The organism is Nocardia sp. NBC_00881 (assembly GCF_045207455.1).
In the GTDB taxonomy this organism is placed as follows: domain Bacteria; phylum Actinomycetota; class Actinomycetes; order Mycobacteriales; family Mycobacteriaceae; genus Nocardia.
On the sequence record NZ_CP108798.1, the window covers coordinates 954,009 to 973,193 of the forward strand.

Below are 19,185 nucleotides of genomic sequence, written 5' to 3' on the forward strand. Positions count from 1 at the left end.
AACAATTCGACTACGCCCTTGCCACCAGTCCCACTGTCCTGGTCGGTTGCACGGGCTACGGCTGATGCGTGTCTGCGCCCGGCGTGCCAGGTACGACTGCGCTCGGTAATCGAGACTCCGGCCACGCGGCCCGAACCTATCCGAATCCGGTCGCCGAGCGCCCTATTCTGCCAATGTGACGAGGGAACCAGCGCGTTCGGAACCATCATGGCGCGTGCCGCTGCTGGCTGCCAGTGCTGTGCTGGCAGCGGGTGGGGCCGCCACCCGACCGTTCAGCTGGTCGGCAACTGCACTGGTGGGGGTGCCGGCGGCCGTGGTTGCGGTGCTGGCCTGGCGCGCGAGGCCCGAGCAGAGTCCGCGCACCGCTCGGCTGCGGCGCGGCGCGGTCGTCTGGTCGACGCTGCTGGTTGTGGCGGCGGGGTGGGAGGTGTATGCGTTGGCGCGGCAACCGGACTGGACACGGCCGAGTGCCGAACACCCGACATTATCGACGCTGCTCGATCCGGCACTCGAGCAGTGGCCACTGCGGTTCGCGGGATGGCTGGTGTGGCTGGGTGTCGGCTGGTGGCTGGTGTCGAGATGAGCGATCGGGCAGTCGTTATCGTCGGGTTCGTGCTGGTGCTGGTGGCCACGATCGGCGTGGTCGCGGTCACGCGTGTGCGCCGGGATCTGGTCGCGCCCGCAGGTGAAACGATCGCGTACCTGACCCGTACTCGGGCGGCGAGGGTCGCCGCTGTACTCGTGTGGGCATGGCTCGGCTGGCACTTTCTCGCGCGGTAGGGGCTAATGCGCATTTTCGCCGTCCGGCCGGATTCGGCGTCCCAGCGCAGCCGGAGAACAGCCGTATCCGGCGCGAGCCCTGATGAATACTGGCCACATGACCGGCACCCTCGTGGACCCACAATCCCTGCCCGCCGAGTTGCGTCCATACCTGGCAGACCTCGTTCAGCGCACCCGCGCCGTCTGCGGGCCTCATCTCGTCAGCGTCTTCGCGGTGGGGTCCATCGCACTCGAGGACTATCGGCACAGGCGCAGCGACATCGATGTGACGGTAGTAGCCGACCCGGCGCTTCCCGGGCAAGCTGTGCGCACACTGGCCGAATCGCTCGCCCATCCCGCTCTGCCCTGCCCCGCAGCCGGGCTGGAGCTGGTGGTTTACGACTCGGACTTCGTCGTTCGTCCGTCCGATGAGGCCGGATATCTCCTGGATCTCAACACCGGCCCGCTGCTGTCGAACCGCGCCAGCTTCGATTCGACGGAATCACCGGCCTTCTGGTATGTCATCGATCGCTCCATCGCCCATCAGACCGGCCGTCTCCTATACGGGAGCCCAGTGCGGCAGGTTATTGCACCACCAATACGCCGCGACCTGTTTGCCGCGATTCTGGCCTCGGTTCGTGAGCACACCAACGGGGAAGGCCACCTGACCGACAACCAGGTGCTCAACGGCTGCCGCTCGGTAGCGTTCTGCCGCACGGGCCGATGGCTGGCCAAGCGCAAAGCCGCACAGATGATCGCCATGTCCGAGAACGATTTCCAACCTCTCATCGAAACCGGACTACGCAGCTTCCAGCGTCCTCGCACGGCAGCACTCCCGCTACCCACCGCCGACGTGCGGAGATTCCTCCTCTGGGTACGCGAACGTGTTGAAGAAACCGCTGCCGAAACAACCGCCCCATGGCCGGAGCGCTCAGCCACTGACCTGGCCCCGTAGGGCATGGCCACGGGAGTTGGCCGAGCGGTACGGCTGCGCCGGCGTGGAGGAGGCGTTGCCGGCGAATCGGCGAATCCACGCCGTGGCTATCCGAACTCGATCGGCAAGGTGGCATACCCGTGCAGAAAGTTCGAATGCAACGGTTGTGGTGTGCCCTTGGAGACGACGGTTCGGGCTGAGCGCCGCATCTCGTCCAGCACGATGGCAATCTCCAAGCGGGCCAGGTGTGCGCCGACGCAAAAGTGGGCGCCGTACCCGAATGCCAGATGGGGATTGGGCTTTCGATCGAACAACACCGCATCGGGATCGGAGAATCGGGTCTCGTCCCGGTTCGCGGAGACATTCCACATCGTGACGATTTCTCCCGCCGTGATCTGCGCGCCGTGTATCTCCACGTCGGTGTTCGCAACCCGTCCGAAATGCATTGTGGGGGCGAAGCATCTGATGATCTCTTCGACCGCGGTGCCTAGGTCGTCGGCTTCCTTGAATCGATCCCACAGTCGCGGATCTCCGGCGAACGCGTATACCGCGTTGATCATCGTAAGCCGGCTCGTCTCGTCGCCACCGAGAATGATGCTGTAGCAATTGGTGACGATCTGGTCGTCCGACAGCGGCGCATCCTCGAATTCCTCGCCGATTAGTGCGGTGATCAGGCCGTTCGCCGGTTGTCGCCGCTGGGTTTCCACCTGGTCGAGCAGACAGAGCAATATCTCCTGGCGCGCTGCCGAAGCCGCGACAGCCGACTGCGCGGCGTCTGCGGAGCTGAGGGCCTGCTTGGTCAACGAGACCAGCACGTCGTGTTCGCTGTCCGGAATGCCGAGCAGATCGCAGATGGTCCAGATCGGGATACGGGAGGCGATCTCTTCCGCGAAATCGAAACTGCCCGAACCCGACCACTCGGCCAGCAATCGCCTGGTGCGTTCCTGAATGCGGGGTGCCAGCGCGCGCACCGCGGTTCGTGTCAGCGCCGCTGTCATCAGGCGACGTAACCGGGTGTGCCGGGGCGGGTCCGTCACTGCGAGCATTTTGCCCGCCGCATTGTCCCGGCCCGCCAGCAAGGTGAGCAAGACGTTACCCCGTTGCGAGGTGAACCGTTTGCTGTCGCGGTAAATGGTCACCGCGGGGTCGTAGCCGCAGACAACCCAGAATCCGGGGTGGTCGGGCGCACCGTCGTGCCAGAAGACAGGCTGCCGACGGCGTCGGTTGCGCCAGAATTCCGCTATATCCGCTCGCAAGTGTGTTGTCGGTTCGGTGAGATCCCACACCTGCATGTCATCCTGGCTCGTCGACCGGAACAGCGTGGTCATCCTCTGGTCACCAACCCGATTCCGAAATCGGCAGCAGCGGGGCCAATTGCGCGGGCGATGGGGCATCGAGCAACATGCGCATCGTCATCTCCACACCGAGGACGGTGCGGATCCGTCGGGCGAGCTTCGCGGCTTCCATGGATTCGCCGCCGAGATCGAAGAAGCTTTCTGCGGGGTGAAACTCGGGCAGGCTCAGGGTTTCCGCGAACAGTTCGCACAGCCTCCGCTCCATCGGTGTCATCGTCTCCGGCGCGGTGCGACTCGAGCCGGGCCGTCGGACCGATTCTGCCACGGCATTATAATCGATCTTTCCGTGTGGCGTACGCGGCATTTGGATCAGAGCCTCGACGCGATCGGGCAGCAGATGGCCGGGCAGGTGTTCGGCAAGGAAACCTCGGATCTCGCTCGCACTGGTCGCACCGTCGACCACGACACAGCAGACCAGTTGGGTGTCGGTTGCTACCACCGCCGACTGGCGGACACCGGGGCAGCGCAGCGCGATGGTTTCGATTTCGCCCGGCTCGATGCGACGACCGCGCAACTTGATGCGCCGGTCCATCCGCCCGAGAAATTCGAGCTGCCCATCGGACAGCTGCCGGACGAGATCGCCGGAGCGATAGAACCTTTGACCGGTCACCGGGTCGTCGACGAACGCGGCGGCTGTCTCCAGTGTCGATCCCACGTATCCGCGCGCCACCCCGAGCCCTCCGATCCACAGCTCGCCTGCGGCACCAGGCTCCGAGCCGGCGCCATCGTCGCTGACGATCCGCAGAGTGGTGCCCTCGATGGCGCGGCCGATCGGGATGGGCAGCCGCGAACCGACCAGCGGATCGCTGATTGTGGCGCACACGGTGGTTTCGGTCGGGCCATAGGAATTGATGAGATGGTGCCGTACGGTCCATTCCTCGACCACGGCCGAGCTCGCCGACTCGCCCGCGATGATGAGTCGCAGTCCAGGTGGCATCCGGTGCTCCGGTATCGCCGCGAGCACGGATGGCACCATGATCGCGTGGCTGATGCGTTCCGCGACAATGACTTCGGCGATCCCTACCCCGTCGATCAGCTGATCGTGCGCGGCGAATACCGCCGTTGCACCTGCGCCGAGCGTCGAGGTGATTTCCGCGATCGAGGCATCGAAGGAAGCCGGTGCGAATTGCAGCATGCGTGCGCCGGGTCGGAGTTCGAGTGCCGCCGCGGTGGCGTCCGCCATGGCTGAGATGCCTCGATGCGGCACGGCGACACCTTTCGGCGCGCCCGAGGAGCCGGAGGTGAAGATCACATAGGCGAGGTCTTCCGGGTCGATGGCCGGGTACGTCGGGAGAACCTGTGTTGTGGTGTCGGCGGATTCGGGCGGCGGGATCGGCACCGTGACGAGCTCTTCCGGCAGCACCGGCGGTGGATGTCCCGGCACCAGCAGCGCTACCCGAACCGCGCAAACCGCGAGCATCGATCGTTTTCGTTCCGGGGGCTGATCCGCGGCGAGTGGCACGTATACCGCGCCGAGTCGCCAGATCGCCAACATCGCTGCGGTCGTGTGGGCATCGCGTCGGTATGGGACCACTACGGCAACCGAATCCGATTTGGCGACACCGACTTCGGTCAATTTCCGGCAGATTCGACCGATCCAGTGATCTAGATCTTGGTATGTCAGCGTTAACTGGCTACTTGTCAGCGCAACCTCGTGCGCCACACCGAAAGCTCGTTCGTCCAGCCGTTGCAACCAGGTCCGATTCGGTGGTTGGAGCGGCACCTCATCAGGTGTTTGCACGGTCGTGACTGTAAGCGAGGGACTAGCCTGGCGCATTACATCACCACCAGCAATGGGAATAGCCTGGGGGTTACGGGCGATCATGATCCTGATGTGTCCGGCCGAATAGGAAGTCGATCACCACGCGATTGACTTCCTCGGGCCGCTCGAGGTAGCCGAGGTGGCCGCATCGGTCGATTTCGACATAGCGGGCGTCAGGTATCGCTGCGGCAACTTCCCGGCAGTACTTCGGCGGCGCAAGCAGATCATCGGAGAATCCGATAATCAAGCTGGGCGTAGTGATCCGCGTGTAGTCGGAGAGTCGATTGCGCGAGTAGTCGATGCCGAGCTGCGCCCGCACGCCGGGCGCTGCCGTCGCCGAGGCCGAGAACTCGAACATGTCGAGCCAGTGTTGGGCCGCTGCGGGGTCTTCGAGGGTGTGGGGTGATAGATGGAGTGTTGCCTTGATGGCTGCACCGTATCGGGGTGGCAGTCGGACATTCTCGTCATGGAGTTCACGCTCGCCGGCATTGAGCGCGAGCAGCATCGGATGCGGGCGACCCGCTGTCGCCATCATCACCGCGTGATCTATCAGTTCGGGACGCTCGAGGGCCAGTTCTTGCGCCACGAGTGCACCGAGCGAGGTGCCCACGACATGCGCAGGTGTGCCCAAATACTCAATCAATGCAGCCGAATCGGCCACCAGATCGTCGATGGTGATGCCGTCGGCACTCTCCTCGGACGGGGCGATCCCACGGTTGTCGAGCGTCGCGACCCGGAATCCGGCCTGTACCAGGGCGGGCACCTGGTAGGTCCGCCACGCTCGGCCTGGACTGCCGCTTCCCATGATCAGCAGAACCAACGGCCCTTCGCCGACCATGTGGTAGCTCAACCGTATTCCATTGACGATCGCTATTGACATGTGCTTGTGAGTACCACCTGGTCCGTGGGCCCGATGAGTCGCGCCGAGGCCGACTCCCGCGCAGAAAATAGCAAGTGATGCGGTGCCCCCATCGGCCTCGAATTCCCAACGATGGGAGGTGGCGATCGGTTATGCATGTGTGTGCCGAACTCACCGCGATCAGCTCGCGGGTAGCGCGATGGTTGCCAGGCGGGTGCTGTCTGCGCCCACTCCTACCGACAACGACCGTCGTCCAGATGGTTGCCGGCATCGGCACCATCAAAGAACTCGAGCACGCCTACCGGCCGGGCGTCCGGTCGGTGCGCGTGGCCACCCACTGCACCGAGGCCGATGTGAGTACCGCGAGGCCCCATCAGCGGGAATTAGTCGCCCAGGTCGACGACACGAATGGTAACGCCGCCGAGTCAATCGGGAGTGCGCTCGTCGATGGTCGTCCGGCCCGGCAAGGGATGGGCCAGGAAACCGTCGGCGAAGAACATCATGGAGCCGCACTGATCGCATCGGTAGGCGTGTTGTTCGACAACCTGCTGGCCCCACTCACTCGGATGGTCGGACATCAGGCCGGTATGTCCGGTGATGAAACCGAGAACGCCGATGTAGGTCCGTTGCCGTTCACACCATGGGCAAGTCAGGTCAACGGACTCTCGCCTATGACGGACCTCGTTTTCCCTCAGCATTATTCGTTCTTGGGCGTGAGCTATGTAGCGTCCGGCTTCCGTCAGCGACAGTCGTTTCGCTTCGCCCCACGGGCCTTCGTACACGTTGTCGACGGCAGTCCGAAGATGCGCGAACTCCGCTTCGGAACGTCGTACCACCCGCGTGCTTCTGAGGCCGCCTTCTACACGAAAGGTAATCTCTGCCCGTGAAACCCCTTTTGGTAAGCCCCTGGTCAGCTTTACCCGCTTAGGGTCATCCGCATCCGGCTTGAATTCGATCCCCCGGTCCGCCACACCATGCACGATACCGTCCAGTCCCGCCTCGTGGCGTCTACGACTCCTTGTTCGGAACTCGTCCTCGACCTGCCAAATGTTCGTCCAGTATGCGCGCGATGATCGGCAGCACGTGTGGGGCGGTCAGTTCGTCGTGGGTGACGTCGATGTCGTGGTTGATGATTTCGCCGGTAACATAGCGCCGCCAGCCGGCCGGACCGAAGATGTCCGAGGTGTCGACGGTAGCGCTGAAATACACGATATCGCCGTCGAATACGGGACGCTGGTATCCCGTTCTGGCCTGCATCCCTGCGTTGTACGACCGGGCCATCCGCTCGATGGTGCCTGAGTCGAAGAGCGAAAAACCGCCCAGCCGTGCACGAAGCAGATCGGCGGCCTCCTGTGCGGACGCCTCAGCAGGCACATCGTGAATACCGAAGATCGGGCCGAAAGTATTGACGAAGGCGCCCGCGCTGAGCCACTCGATGCTGTCACCATCGATGTCAGCGGTATCGGTGTCCAGCAGCGTGAGGACGCCGACGGGATCGCCGGCGTTCTTCAGCTTCGCCGCCATCGCGTGCGCGATGAGTCCGCCGAACGACCACCCGAGCAGGTGGTACGGCCCGGTGGGCTGCACGGCGCGGATCTCGCGGATGTACCGATCGGCGAACTCCTCGATCGAGCGTGCCGGTGCTTCGTGGCCCCCCCGGTCCGGTGCCTGCAGTCCATAGATTGGTCTACCCGGTCCCAGTGTGTCCGCGAATCCCAGGTAGCTCCATGACAGTCCGGACGACGGGTGGATGCAGAACAGCGCTGGTTCGGTGCCGCCGAGCCGGATCGGCAACACTACGTCGAGCCCGAGCCCGCCGGGTACGGGGTCGAAGGCGCGGGCTGCGGTGTCGGCGGCCGCGGCTAGTGCGGCGACGGTGTGGTGCTCGAACACCTGCAGCGGGGTGCAGTTGATGCCCTGATGCCTTGCCCTGGAAACGAGCTGGATGGTGATGATACTGTCTCCGCCGAGGGCGAAGAAGGAATCGTCGGCACCGACCTTATCGAGACCGAGCAGATCCGCGTAGATGGCGGCGAGAATTTCCTCGGTCGGTGTCGAGGGTGCTCGGTACTCGGTCTGCTCGGCCGTGAATTCCGGTGTCGGCAGCGCTGCCCGATCGAGCTTGCCGACCGCGTTGAGCGGGATCGCATCCAGCACGACGAAGGCGGACGGAACCATATACGCGGGCAGGGTATCGGCTGCGACGGCGCGCAAATGTGCGATGTCGAGCTCGACGCCCTGGGCGGGCAATACATATGACACCAGCACAGTCGCCCCTGCCGGTCCGGCGCGGCCGATCGTCACCGCATATTCGACCTGTTCGTCGCGGGACAGCACGGTATCGATCTCGCCGAGTTCGATCCGTAGGCCGCGGATCTTGACCTGGAAGTCGCTGCGGTCCAGGTACTCCAGCTCGTACGCGCCGCCGTGCCCGGGGACCCAGCGCACCATGTCGCCGGTGCGATACATCCGCTCGCCCGGCTCGCCGTAGGGATCGGCGACGAATCGACCCGCGGTCATCTCGAATCGGTTGAAGTAGCCGCGTGCGAGCGCGGGACCGGCCAGATACAGTTCACCCGCGACGCCGACCGGCACCGGGCGCAGCCAGGTATCGAGCACCATACCGGCGGCACCGCGGATCGGCCCGCCGATGGTGATCAGTTCGCCGGCGACGAGTTCCGCGGGCCCGGTCGCCCAAATGCTGAACTCCGTCGGACCGTACAGGTTCACCATTCGCCGCCCGGTCGACCACCGCTCGATCAATTCCGGCGTCGCGGCCTCGCCTGCCACAGCGAGCACCCGCAGGTGGTCGAGGCCGGTGGGGTCCATCGTCGCCAGCGCCGATGGCGTGACCACCGCGTGGGTGACCCCTTCGGTGCGCAGCAGCCGATCCAGGTCGGGGCCACCGTAGACATCCGGCGGCGAGACCACGAGCCTGCCGCCGGCCCCATGCGCGGCCAGCAGCTCGGAGACCGACGCGTCGAAGCTCGGTGAGGCCACATGCAGCGTGCAGGCCGTCGGATCCAGACCGAGTGACTCCTGTTGGGCCGCTACCAGATTCGCCACGCCACGATGGCTGAGCAGCACAGCTTTCGGCTTGCCGGCGGAGCCCGAAGTGTAGATCAGGTAGGCCGTCTGATCGATATGAATGGGGCCGCCGCGCTCCTCGTCGGTGATGGGCGCATCGGAGGCCGTCCTGACGCGTCGAATCGTCTCGAGGTCATCGAGCAGCAGCCAGTCGATGGTGTCCGGCAAGGTCTCGCCGATCACCGTGACAGTCACGCCGATCGGCGCCTTCGAGTCGGTGAGCATGTGCTCGATCCGCTCGACCGGATAGTGGGGATCCAGTGGTGCGAAGGCCGCGCCCGTCTTGGCCAGCGCCCACACCGCCACCACTGATTCCAGCGACCGAGTGAGGGCGAGCACGACGGACACCTCCCGTCGGACACCTCGGCGTAGCAGGACTCGGGCGAGGCGGTTGGACCAGGCGTCGATTTCGCCGTAGGAGACCGTCAGTTCGCCCGCGCTCACCGCGATGGCGTCGCGGTCGATCTGCGCTCCGGCGCAGAAAATCTCAGGAAGGGTCTGGGGTGACACGGGCTCCGGTCCGCGAACGGGCAACAGGGCAGCGCGTTCCTCGTCGTCGCAGTACTGCAGCTGGGACACCAGGGCGCGTGGGTTGCCGACGAGCTGTGTCAGCAACCAAACGAAGCGATCGAGCATGGGCCCGGCTGCCGCGGGGTCCAGCTGGTCGGCCAGGAACTTCAGGGTGATCCGCAGCGTGTTGTGCCCATCGCTGCCGCGGAGTGGAACAACCATCAGGTTCAGCGGATATGGTGTTGCGTCGGCGCCTTCGACGTCGATCACCCGCATCCCCGCGATGTCGAGCGGCTTCGACAACGCTTCCCGGTCGATCGGGTAGGACTCGAAAACGGTGAGCGTGTCGAACAATTCGGCGAGGCCCACGGCCTGATGGATGGCGGTGAGCCCGACATGTTGGTGGTCCATCAGCCGCGCCTGCTCGCTCTGCAGGCGGGCCAGAAGGTCGACCACCTTCTCGGTGGGATCGAGCCGCACGCGCACCGGCAGCGTATTGATGAACAGCCCGACCATTTCTTCGACACCGGCCAGTGCCGGTGGCCTACCGGACACCGTTGCGCCGAACACCACATCGGTTCGGCCGGTGAGCATTGCCAGCAGCATCGCCCAGCCTGCCTGCACAATCGTATTGACTGTGGTGTCTGAATCGCGCGCGACCGTTTCCAATCGGTCGGCCGTGTCCTGGGACAGGTCGGCCGACACCATCGCGCTCTCGATCGAGCCCATCCCGGCCAGTGTCGGGACTGCTCGTGTGGGGGTGTCGATGCCGGCCAGGTATTGCGCCCATGCGGCGGTCGACGCGGCATAGTCTTGCTCGCGCAGCCAGGACAGAAACCTGCGGTAGGAGTGCGCGGACGGCAGCGTGGAGGCGTCGCCCGAGGTGACATACAGCGTCAGTAACTCGCGCACCAGCAGCGGCGTCGACCAGCCGTCCAGCACAAGGTGATGATTGGTCAGCACGAACCGGTACCGGTCGGTGGCGGTACGCACGAGCGTGCAACGCACCAGCGGAGGACAGGTCAGCTCGAATCGGGTCCTCGCGTCCAGGGCGATCACCCGGTCGAGCTCCCGCTGCCGCTCCCCGGCATCGGCTACTCCGGTGAGGTCGATCTCCTGCCAGCGGATGTCGGCGTCGGTCAGGACGAGTTGGCGGGGCCCGTCGTCGGTTTCCGCGAAGGCGACCCGTAGGTTGTCGTGTCGTGCCACCACTGCCTGTGCGGCGGTGCGTAATCGCGTGGCGTCGACGGTGCCCGCCAGGGTGAGCAGCGACTGCATCGTGTAGCCGTCGGCGGTGTCGGGGTCGTACAGCGCGTGGAAGAACAGGCCGTACTGCAGGGGCGAGAGCGGCCATATATCGGCAAGATTCGGATAGGTGCGCTCCCACGCGTCGATCTGCCGCTGGGTCACCGGGACGAGGTCGAAGTCGGACGGCGTGTGCCCGCCCGCGCCCACGGTCCTGGCGTGGTCCCCCAGAGCGCGCAGCGCGTCCGCCCAGAGTTCGGCGACTTCTCCGACGTCGGCCGCATCGAGAAGCCGGGAAGCGTAGGCCCAGGTCACTTCCAGGCCGGTGTCGGTCAACACGGCATTGATGTCGACGACCGCGGCCAACGGCGCTCGGTCATCCTGCGTTGCCGCGAAGCGTCGTGGCAGCCAGGCTCCGGTTGCGCCGCCGGTTGCCGATCGGCCCAGATAGTTGAAGCTGAGCTGCGGGGTCGGCGCGTCCACCAGCGCGTCGGCGGTCTCGGCGTTCAGGTAGCGCAGCAAGCCGAAGCCGATGCCCTTGTCCGGCACCACGCGCAGCTGTTCCTTGGTGGATTTGATCACGGTGCCCGCCGCGGGGCCGCCGGCGAACGCGTCGCCGAGGTCGATGCCCGTCAGATCGACGGCCACCGGATACACGCTGGTGAACCAGCCCACCGTGCGCGCGACATCGGCGCCGGGCAGGATGGCCTCCGCGCGCCCGTGGCCCTCCAGCGTGAACAGCGATGACCTTCGGTCGCGCCAGCGGCTCACCGCCATTGCAAGCCCGGCTAGCAGCACATCGTCGGCGCTGCAGTGGAACCGGTCCGGCGCTGTGGTGAGTACTGTGTTCGCGACGTCCGACGCGACGGTGGTCTGCAAGGTCGCCATGGTGGCGACGACGTCGACGGCCGGATTCAGTGTGCCCGTGCCGATCGGCGGATCGGGCGTGGTCAGGATGTGTTGCCAGACGGGCAGTTCGGCACTGCGTCCGGCCGCGTGCTCGAGCTGTCCGTGCGCCCAACGTCGGAACGAGGTGCCGACCGGAGCGAGGGCGCCGCCCATGGCCGCGGTCACCAGATCCGGTAGCAGGTTGCGCCACGAGACGCCGTCGGTCACGAGGTGGTGCAGCACCAGCCAGCACAGGGGAGCGGCGTCCGCTCGATCGATCAACACGAAGCGCGCGACGATTCCGTTCTCGGGGTCGAGCAGATCGGCGGCGCGCTGCAATTCGTGTTCGCAGGTCTGGTCCACGTCGGGACTTGTTGTCACGACATCCACCAGAGTGTCTGCTTCGACCGAACCAGGCTCGGCGACGACCCATTCCCAGCCGTGTTCGGCGTTCCGCAAAGAGCAGCGCAGCACGTCGTGGTGGTCGAGTAGTGCTTGCACGGCCGCGACGAGCCGGGCGCGGTCGACGCCCGCCGGGAGACCGATCAAGACGGCCTGGCCGCACCGGCGCCAGGTACTTCCCTGCTCCAGCATCGCGTGCACAATCGGCGTGAGCTCGACGACACCGACGCCGCCGCCGGGCAGCTCGTGTACCAACTCGGCACGCACTTCCCCGGCCACCGCGGCAAGTGCGGCAACGGTCTTGCGCTCGAACACATCCCGTGCGCTGAAGCCGACCCCGGCGCTCTTCGCCCTCGAGACCAGTTGGATAGCCACGATGCTGTCGCCGCCGAGTGCGAAGAAGCTCTCGTCGACGCCCACCGAGTCCAGCCCGAGAACCTCGGCGAATAACGCGGCCAGCACCTCCTCGCGCGGAGTCGAGGGCGGTCGGCTCATGTACGCGTGGGCACCGAAATCAGGTTCGGGCAGCGCCTTACGATCCACCTTGCCCAGCGGTGTCAGTGGGATGCTGTCCAGCACCACGACCGCGGCCGGCACCATGTAGGACGGAAGCGATTCACCGGCAGCAGCTTTCAGTGCTTCCGGATGCACCTCGGCACCTGGCTTGGGAAGCACGTAGGATGCGAGCACGGTGGCCCCGGAGTCGGTCTGGGTGCCGACGGTGATCGCGAAGTCGATGTCCGGGTGTCGTTGCAGGGCGGCGTCGATCTCGCCGAGCTCGATACGGAAACCGCGCACCTTCACCTGGAAGTCACTGCGGCCATGGTAGGCCAGTTCCAACATGCCGGAACTCTTGGTCCAGCGGGCCAAGTCTCCGGTGCGGTACATTCGCTCGCCGTACGCGTACGGGTTCGCGACGAATCGGCCTGCGGTGAGGCTGTTGCGCTGATGGTAGCCGCGCGCCACGCCGGCACCGGCGAGATACAGCTCACCGATTACGCCCGGAGCCACTGGTCGCAACCATGGATCGAGCACGACCGCGGAGACGCCGCGAACGAGGCCACCGATGGTGACCGGCGCGGCTGGTGTCAACGCGTCGCTCAACGTCACCGTGACAGTGGTTTCGGTGGGCCCGTATCCGTTGAGAAGAACACGGTCGGACCACTTGGTTACCAGGTCGGTTGGGCAGGCGTCGCCACCGACAATGACGGTGCGCAGGTCGGGTAGTGTCGCCGGGTCGAGAGATTCCACGACTGCCGGCGTGACATTGAGATGGGTGACGTGCTGCGCGCGGAGGACTTCCGCCATCTCCTCGCCCGCGCACGCCGACGGCGGGACGACAGCAAGCGTCGCACCGGCGGCGAAGGTGACAAGGGTCTCCTCGATCGAGATGTCGAAACTCGGCGAAACTGCGTGTGCCATCACGGAACCGGCACCGATGCCGAACCGGCGACCGGAACTCGCGACCAGATTTGCCAATCCCCGATGCGAGACCAGCACGCCTTTGGGTAATCCGGTCGATCCCGAGGTGTAGATGATGTACGCGACCTGATCCAGGTGCACCGCGGCACGCCGCGTGGTGTCGTCGACCGGTGCCGCGTCCTGCTCGGCGATGCTCCGGCCGGTCGCCTCCTCATCGAGGATCAGCCAGTTCACCTGGTCCGGCAGCGACTTTCGCGCGGCCGCCACAGTCATCCCGCCGACGACCCCGCTGTCGCCGACCATGTGCTCGATCCGGTCGGCGGGATAGGTCGGGTCGATCGGCACGAAGGCGGCGCCCGTCTTGGCCACCGCGAGCATCGCGAGCTCGGACTCGATCGAGCGCGGAATCGATATCGCCACATTGCGTTCCGGCCCGGCACCGGAGGCGATCAGGACGCGCGCGAGTCGGTTGGTGTATTCGTCTGCCCGGCGGTAGGTCAGACTGGTCGCGCCGCTTCGAACAGCGATCGCCTCAGGGTCGAGCTTCGCACCGGCGGTCAGGATCTCGGGCAGCGTCCGGGGCGGGACACCCGCCGGTCCACGTGCCGGTGTCAGCTCGGCCAGCTCGTCGTCGGACACGACAGGCACCGTCGACAGCGCCGCGTCCGGTCCGGCAGCGAGGAACCGGTGCAGGAACCGCAGGAACCGGCTGTGGTGCGCGGCCAATTCGGTGTCGCTGTACAGGTTCGCGTTGCCCTGGAAATCGATGTGTGTGCTCTCACCGCCCACACCGGGATACAGATTGACATACAGGTCGTCGATCAGCCCTGCGGTCAAGACATGCGCTTGTCCGGTGACCGCGCCGAGCTGGACCCTGGTGTCGACCATCATCAGGTTCACCGACGGACCGAACGACGCGACCTCATCCATCGGCCAGCCGAGGTCGCGGAAGATGTCCTCCTGACGGTACCGCTGCCGCCGCAGCGCGCCGGTCAGCTCGCGTTGCGCGGCACTGATCACCTCGGCGACGGTCGTGGTCGGATCCAGCGTGAGTCGCAGCGGGACGACGTTGGCGATCATGCCGCCGGAGCGCCGCATGATCGCCGTCGTGCGCGCAGAAACCGGCAGGCTCAATACCACCTCTGGTGCACCGGTCGTCGCGGCGAGATAGGCGCCGAACGCGGCGACCAACGTGGGTGCCACACCGGAGGAGGCCGCCTTCGCGACCGTCTCCAGCAACTCCGCCGCGTCCTGCGCCAGCGTGCCCTCGACGCGGCTCGGGTGCGCGTCGACGTTGGCGTTGCGGCCCGCGAGGCTCACCGGGTCGGCCATCCCTTCGAGGTGCCGGAGCCAGTACTCCCGGTCGGCCGCGAAGCGGTCGGAGCTGCGGTACGCCAGATCGGCGTCGACGATCTTCCTGAGGTTCTCGGCTTGTGCGGCGGGAGGCTGTCTTCCCTCGATCGCCGCGGTATAAAGCTCGCCGGTACGCTGTGCCATGGTCGACACGCCCATGCCGTCCAGCACGATGTGATGAATCCGCCAGTACAGGAACCAGTGGTCGTCGGCGATCCGCAGCATGACGACGCAGACCAGCCGATCACTCATCAGATCGAGGGGTGCCGAGTATTCGTCGCGCATCCAGGCGTGCGCGGCGGCAACAGGGTCGGGTTCACGCCGGAAATCCACGATCCGCGCACTGTCGTCCAGAGTGGGGTCGAAGCACTGGAATGGATGGCCATCAATGTCTACCAGTCGCAGATAGCCGGTGCCGAACTCGCGCCCTGCCTGGCGCGCCGCCGGTGCCAGCCGGTCGAGGTCGATCCGACCGGCCAGGTCGACGTACTGGGCGATGGAGATCGGGATATCGCCCGCGATGTGCTGAGCAAACCAGATTCCGCGCTGCGCTGACGACAGCGGGAACGCCCCCTCGGGCAGACCGATACCGGTGTCGATCGGTGGAGCGGAAGACTGTTGCATGACGAGACCTTCATCCTGACCGCGCCGTAGCTACCCCGGGTAGTTACCACAAGTTAACTACTGCGTTGTAGTGGTGCCAAGTTTCATTCTGAGCTGGCACGGCGCGCGCCGAAGCTGAATTGCCAACAATGTGCCACTCGAACATTTCGGGATCGGGTCGCGCTATGGTGGACGCGTGGGGGGCGCTGAGGCGATTCCGGTGGACGTACGATCTCACATGTGACCAGCAAACCCGCCGCTGCGCAGCACCTGCGCGACCTCGCGCGGTTGCGCCGCGTCCGCGACAGGATCGACCGGGAGTACGCGCAGCCGCTGGACGTCGAGGCACTGGCCCGCGACGCGCATATGTCGGCAGGGCACCTCAGCCGCCAGTTCCGGCGCGCCTACGGAGAGTCGCCGTATGGCTACCTGATGACGCGGCGCATCGAGCGCGCGATGGCGTTGCTGCGTCGCGGCGACCTCAGCGTCACCGAGGTCTGCTTCGCGGTCGGCTGTGCGTCGCTGGGCACCTTCAGCACTCGCTTCACCGAGCTGGTCGGTATGCCACCCAGCACCTACCGGCGCCAGGCGGCGCTCGCGAAGGTGGAGATGCCGTCCTGCATCGCGAAACAGGTGACCAGACCGATCAGGAATCGAGAAGCGCCGGCGACCGAGCCGCACCTAGCCTGATCGCTATGGACATCACCATTCACTCGAGCTTCCTCCCGCACGACGACCCGGACGCAGCCTTGGCCTTCTACCGCGACACCCTCGGCTTCGAGGTTCGCAACGACGTCGGATACAACGGGATGCGCTGGCTCACGGTCGGCCCCGCCGACCAGCCCGGCACTTCCATCGTCCTGCACCCGCCGGCCGTCGACCCCGGCATCACCGACGACGAGCGCCGCACCATCGTCGAGATGATGGCCAAGGGCACCTACGCAGGCATCCTCCTGGCCACCAAGGACCTCGACGGCACCTTCGAGCGGCTGCAGGCCGGCGATGCCGACGTCGTCCAAGAGCCGACCGAGCAGCCGTACGGGGTTCGCGACTGCGCCGTCCGCGATCCCGCGGGCAACCTGGTCCGCATCCAGGAGCTGCGCTGAGCCGTCCGTACCTGGTAATAGCTGTCCTTCGACTGGGACGGCGCGGCGCTGCTGATGGTTCCCCATCTCCCCGCCGCATCCAGGCCCTGACGCGAGGTGAGCGAGATGTCCGACCGGGAAGCTGAGGCGCGGCGGCCGGCGGTTGGTCCGACGCCTCGGCGGGCACGCCGCGGCCGTGGCCTAGTAGCTCCGCGGGCCGATGCGAAGGCGAACCAGACGTACTGCTCGAAGCTGGTTAGATCAAGCCAGGCGATGCCGACGGCGACCGCGAAGGCGGCCCCGCGTAACAGATGGAGACACGATGAGCACGGCCACGAGGAAGGGCACGCAGTCGCCCGCGCTGCATGTTGCCGACAGTCACGATCTGATCCGTGTACACGGCGCACGCGTGAACAATCTCCAGGACGTCAGCATCGAAATCCCGAAGCGCCGGCTGACAGTGTTCACCGGCGTCTCCGGCTCGGGTAAGAGTTCCCTGGTGTTCGGCACGATCGCCGCGGAGTCGCAGCGGCTGATCAACGAGACCTACAGCGCCTTTGTGCAGGGCTTCATGCCGACGCTGGCCCGGCCTGAAGTCGATGTACTCGACGGGCTGACGACCGCGATCATCGTCGACCAGCAGCGGATGGGTGCCGACCCCCGCTCCACGGTCGGCACCGCCACCGACGCCAACGCGATGCTGCGCATCCTCTTCAGCCGACTCGGGCAGCCGCACATCGGCTCACCTCAGGCGTTCTCCTTCAACGTCGCCTCGGTCAGTGGCGCGGGCGCGGTCACTCTGGAGCGTGCCGGGCGGACAGTGAAGGAGCGTCGCAGCTTCAGCATCACCGGCGGCATGTGTCCGTCCTGCGAGGGCCGGGGCGCGGTGTCCGATATCGACCTCGCCCAGCTCTTCGACGACTCCAAGTCGCTTGCCGAGGGCGCGATCACCGTTCCCGGCTACAACGCGGGCGGCTGGAACATGCGGCTCTACAAGGAGTCGGGCTTCATCGACCCGAACAAGCCGATCCGCGAATACACGAAGAAGGAGCTGGACGACTTCCTCTACCGCGAGCCGACCAGGATGAAGATCGCGGGCATCAACATGACCTATGAGGGGCTGATCCCGCGGGTTCAGAAGTCGATGCTCGCCAAGGACAAGGAGGCGATGCAGCCGCATATCCGGGCGTTCGTGGACCGGGCGGTCACGTTCACCACTTGCCCCGAGTGTGGTGGTACCCGGCTCAGCGAGGCTGCCCGCTCGTCGAAGATCAAGGGGATGAACATCGCCGAAGCATGCGCGATGCAGATCAGCGACCTGGCCGAATGGGTCAGCGGCCTTGATGAGCCGTCGGTGGCACCACTGCTCGCCGCGCTGCGGCACACCCTCGACTCGTTCGTGGAGATCGGACTCGGTTACCTCTCGCTCGACCGGTCGTCGGGCACGCTGTCGGGCGGCGAGGCTCAGCGCGTCAAGATGATCCGCCACCTCGGCTCCTCGCTTACCGACGTCACCTACGTCTTCGATGAGCCCACCATCGGACTGCACCCCCATGACATTCAGCGGATGAACGAGCTACTTCTGCGGCTGCGCGACAAGGGCAACACGGTGCTCGTCGTCGAGCACAAGCCGGAGGCGATCGCGATCGCCGACCACGTCGTCGACCTCGGCCCCGGTGCCGGTACGGCGGGCGGCACCGTTTGCTTCGAGGGGACCCTCGAGGGGTTGCGGGCCAGCGGCACCGTCACCGGCCGCCATTTCGACGACCGGGCCTCGCTCAAGGACAAGATGCGAAAGTCCACCGGCACATTGGAAGTTCGCGGCGCGACCACGCACAACCTCCAGAACGTCGACGTCGACATCCCGCTCGGGGTGCTCTGCGTTGTCACCGGCGTCGCCGGCTCCGGCAAGAGCTCGCTGATCCACGGCTCCATCCCCGCTTCGGAGGGTGTGGTGTCGGTCGATCAGGCACCCATCCGCGGCTCGCGGCGCAGCAACCCGGCCACCTACACCGGTCTGCTCGACCCGATCCGCAAGGCGTTCGCGAAGGCCAACGGCGTGAAGCCTGCGCTGTTCAGCGCCAACTCCGAGGGCGCCTGCCCCAACTGCAACGGCGCCGGCGTCGTCTACACCGACCTGGCGATGATGGCCGGCGTCGCCACGGTCTGCGAGGAGTGCGAGGGGAAGCGATTCCAAGCATCGGTGCTGGACTACCACCTCGGCGGCCGCGACATCAGCGAGGTGCTCGCGATGTCGGTGGCCGAGGCCGAGGAGTTCTTCGGCGCCGGCGAGGCGCGCATTCCGGCCGCGCACGCCATTCTCGACCGGCTCGCCGATGTCGGCCTCGGCTACCTCAGCCTCGGCCAGCCGCTCACTACGCTGTCCGGCGGCGAGCGACAGCGGCTCAAGCTGGCCACCCACATGGCCGAGAAGGGCGGCGTCTACGTCCTCGACGAGCCGACCACCGGCCTGCACCTCGCCGACGTCGAGCAGCTGCTCGGCCTGCTCGACCGGCTCGTCGACTCCGGCAAGTCGGTCGTCGTCATCGAGCACCACCAGGCGGTCATGGCGCACGCCGATTGGATCATCGACCTCGGACCCGGCGCCGGCCACGACGGCGGCCGGATCGTCTTCGAGGGCACCCCCGCCGACCTCGTCGCTGCCCGCTCCACGCTCACCGGCGAGCACCTTGCGGCCTACGTCGGCACCTGACCGACTCCCGCGAGGGAAGGGCCCTGGCCATCGCCGCGTCGCTCGAGGTCGGTTTCGGCGAGACGAATTCGACAGGCGGGCAATTGCATTCGGCATTCGGCATTCGGCCGGAAAATATTCGGTCCTGTGGAGCACACTGGATTGCCTGCTCTGATTGCGACTGCGGCGGTGTGCCGTTTCTGTCGACAAAAGAAGGGTTCGGCCTCGG

11 protein-coding genes and 1 pseudogene are annotated in these 19,185 nt (G+C 66.0%); 7 read left to right on the forward strand and 5 right to left on the reverse strand.

All coding sequences use genetic code 11. From position 1 onward, the window contains the following. The first annotated feature begins 175 nt into the window (after positions 1–175). The 3 genes from OH799_RS03635 to OH799_RS03645 all read left to right on the forward strand — a co-directional run bounded on the left by OH799_RS03635 (position 176) and on the right by OH799_RS03645 (position 1,714). Positions 176–583: a hypothetical protein gene (locus OH799_RS03635; protein WP_406275687.1), complete on the forward strand. Its 408-nt coding sequence runs from the start codon at positions 176–178 to the stop codon at positions 581–583. Next, the gene (locus OH799_RS03640) at positions 580–780 is read left to right on the forward strand and encodes a DUF6186 family protein (protein ID WP_357272117.1); all 201 of its coding nucleotides are present in this window, start codon (positions 580–582) and stop codon (positions 778–780) included. The genes OH799_RS03635 and OH799_RS03640 overlap by 4 nt, the downstream gene beginning before the upstream one ends. Positions 781–877: 97 nt before the next feature. Continuing rightward, positions 878–1,714, forward strand: coding sequence for an aminoglycoside adenylyltransferase domain-containing protein (locus tag OH799_RS03645; protein WP_406275690.1), 837 nt, complete (start codon positions 878–880; stop codon positions 1,712–1,714). Positions 1,715–1,800: 86 nt separating this feature from the next. On the opposite strand, the gene OH799_RS03650 is transcribed toward OH799_RS03645, so the two are convergent. The 3 genes from OH799_RS03650 to OH799_RS03660 are packed head-to-tail and all read right to left on the reverse strand — an operon-like array spanning position 1,801 to position 5,690. Further along, the gene (locus OH799_RS03650) at positions 1,801–3,021 is read right to left on the reverse strand and encodes a cytochrome P450 (RefSeq protein ID WP_406275693.1); all 1,221 of its coding nucleotides are present in this window, start codon (positions 3,019–3,021) and stop codon (positions 1,801–1,803) included. Positions 3,022–3,028: 7 nt separating this feature from the next. Then, complete coding sequence (locus OH799_RS03655) at positions 3,029–4,873, reverse strand: non-ribosomal peptide synthetase (protein ID WP_406275696.1); 1,845 nt, start codon at positions 4,871–4,873, stop codon at positions 3,029–3,031. Then, complete coding sequence (locus tag OH799_RS03660) at positions 4,860–5,690, reverse strand: alpha/beta fold hydrolase (protein WP_406275699.1); 831 nt, start codon at positions 5,688–5,690, stop codon at positions 4,860–4,862. The genes OH799_RS03655 and OH799_RS03660 overlap by 14 nt, the downstream gene beginning before the upstream one ends. A gap of 236 nt (positions 5,691–5,926) precedes the next feature. On the opposite strand from OH799_RS03660, the pseudogene OH799_RS03665 reads away from it, so the two are divergent. Further along, a pseudogene (locus tag OH799_RS03665) lies at positions 5,927–6,028 on the forward strand (4-hydroxy-2-oxovalerate aldolase); the annotation flags it as partial. A 66-nt stretch (positions 6,029–6,094) separates the two neighbouring features. Here the strand turns inward: OH799_RS03665 and OH799_RS03670 are convergent. Further along, positions 6,095–6,640, reverse strand: a complete 546-nt coding sequence (locus tag OH799_RS03670) for a hypothetical protein (protein ID WP_406282941.1) — start codon at positions 6,638–6,640, stop codon at positions 6,095–6,097. Positions 6,641–6,677: 37 nt separating this feature from the next. After that, positions 6,678–15,200 (reverse strand): amino acid adenylation domain-containing protein, encoded by an 8,523-nt coding sequence (locus OH799_RS03675; RefSeq protein ID WP_406275702.1) that lies wholly within the window; start codon positions 15,198–15,200, stop codon positions 6,678–6,680. Between the two features lie 219 nt (positions 15,201–15,419). Between OH799_RS03675 and OH799_RS03680 the strand changes: the two genes are divergently transcribed. From OH799_RS03680 to OH799_RS03690, 3 genes are all read left to right on the forward strand, one after another. Next, the gene (locus OH799_RS03680; protein WP_406275705.1) at positions 15,420–15,869 is read left to right on the forward strand and encodes a helix-turn-helix transcriptional regulator; all 450 of its coding nucleotides are present in this window, start codon (positions 15,420–15,422) and stop codon (positions 15,867–15,869) included. Positions 15,870–15,874: 5 nt separating this feature from the next. Beyond that, positions 15,875–16,285: a VOC family protein gene (locus OH799_RS03685; RefSeq protein WP_406275708.1), complete on the forward strand. Its 411-nt coding sequence runs from the start codon at positions 15,875–15,877 to the stop codon at positions 16,283–16,285. 301 nt (positions 16,286–16,586) lie between these two features. Next, on the forward strand, positions 16,587–18,977 hold the full coding sequence (locus OH799_RS03690; RefSeq protein ID WP_406275711.1) for an ATP-binding cassette domain-containing protein: 2,391 nt from the start codon (positions 16,587–16,589) through the stop codon (positions 18,975–18,977). Positions 18,978–19,185 lie beyond the last annotated feature (208 nt).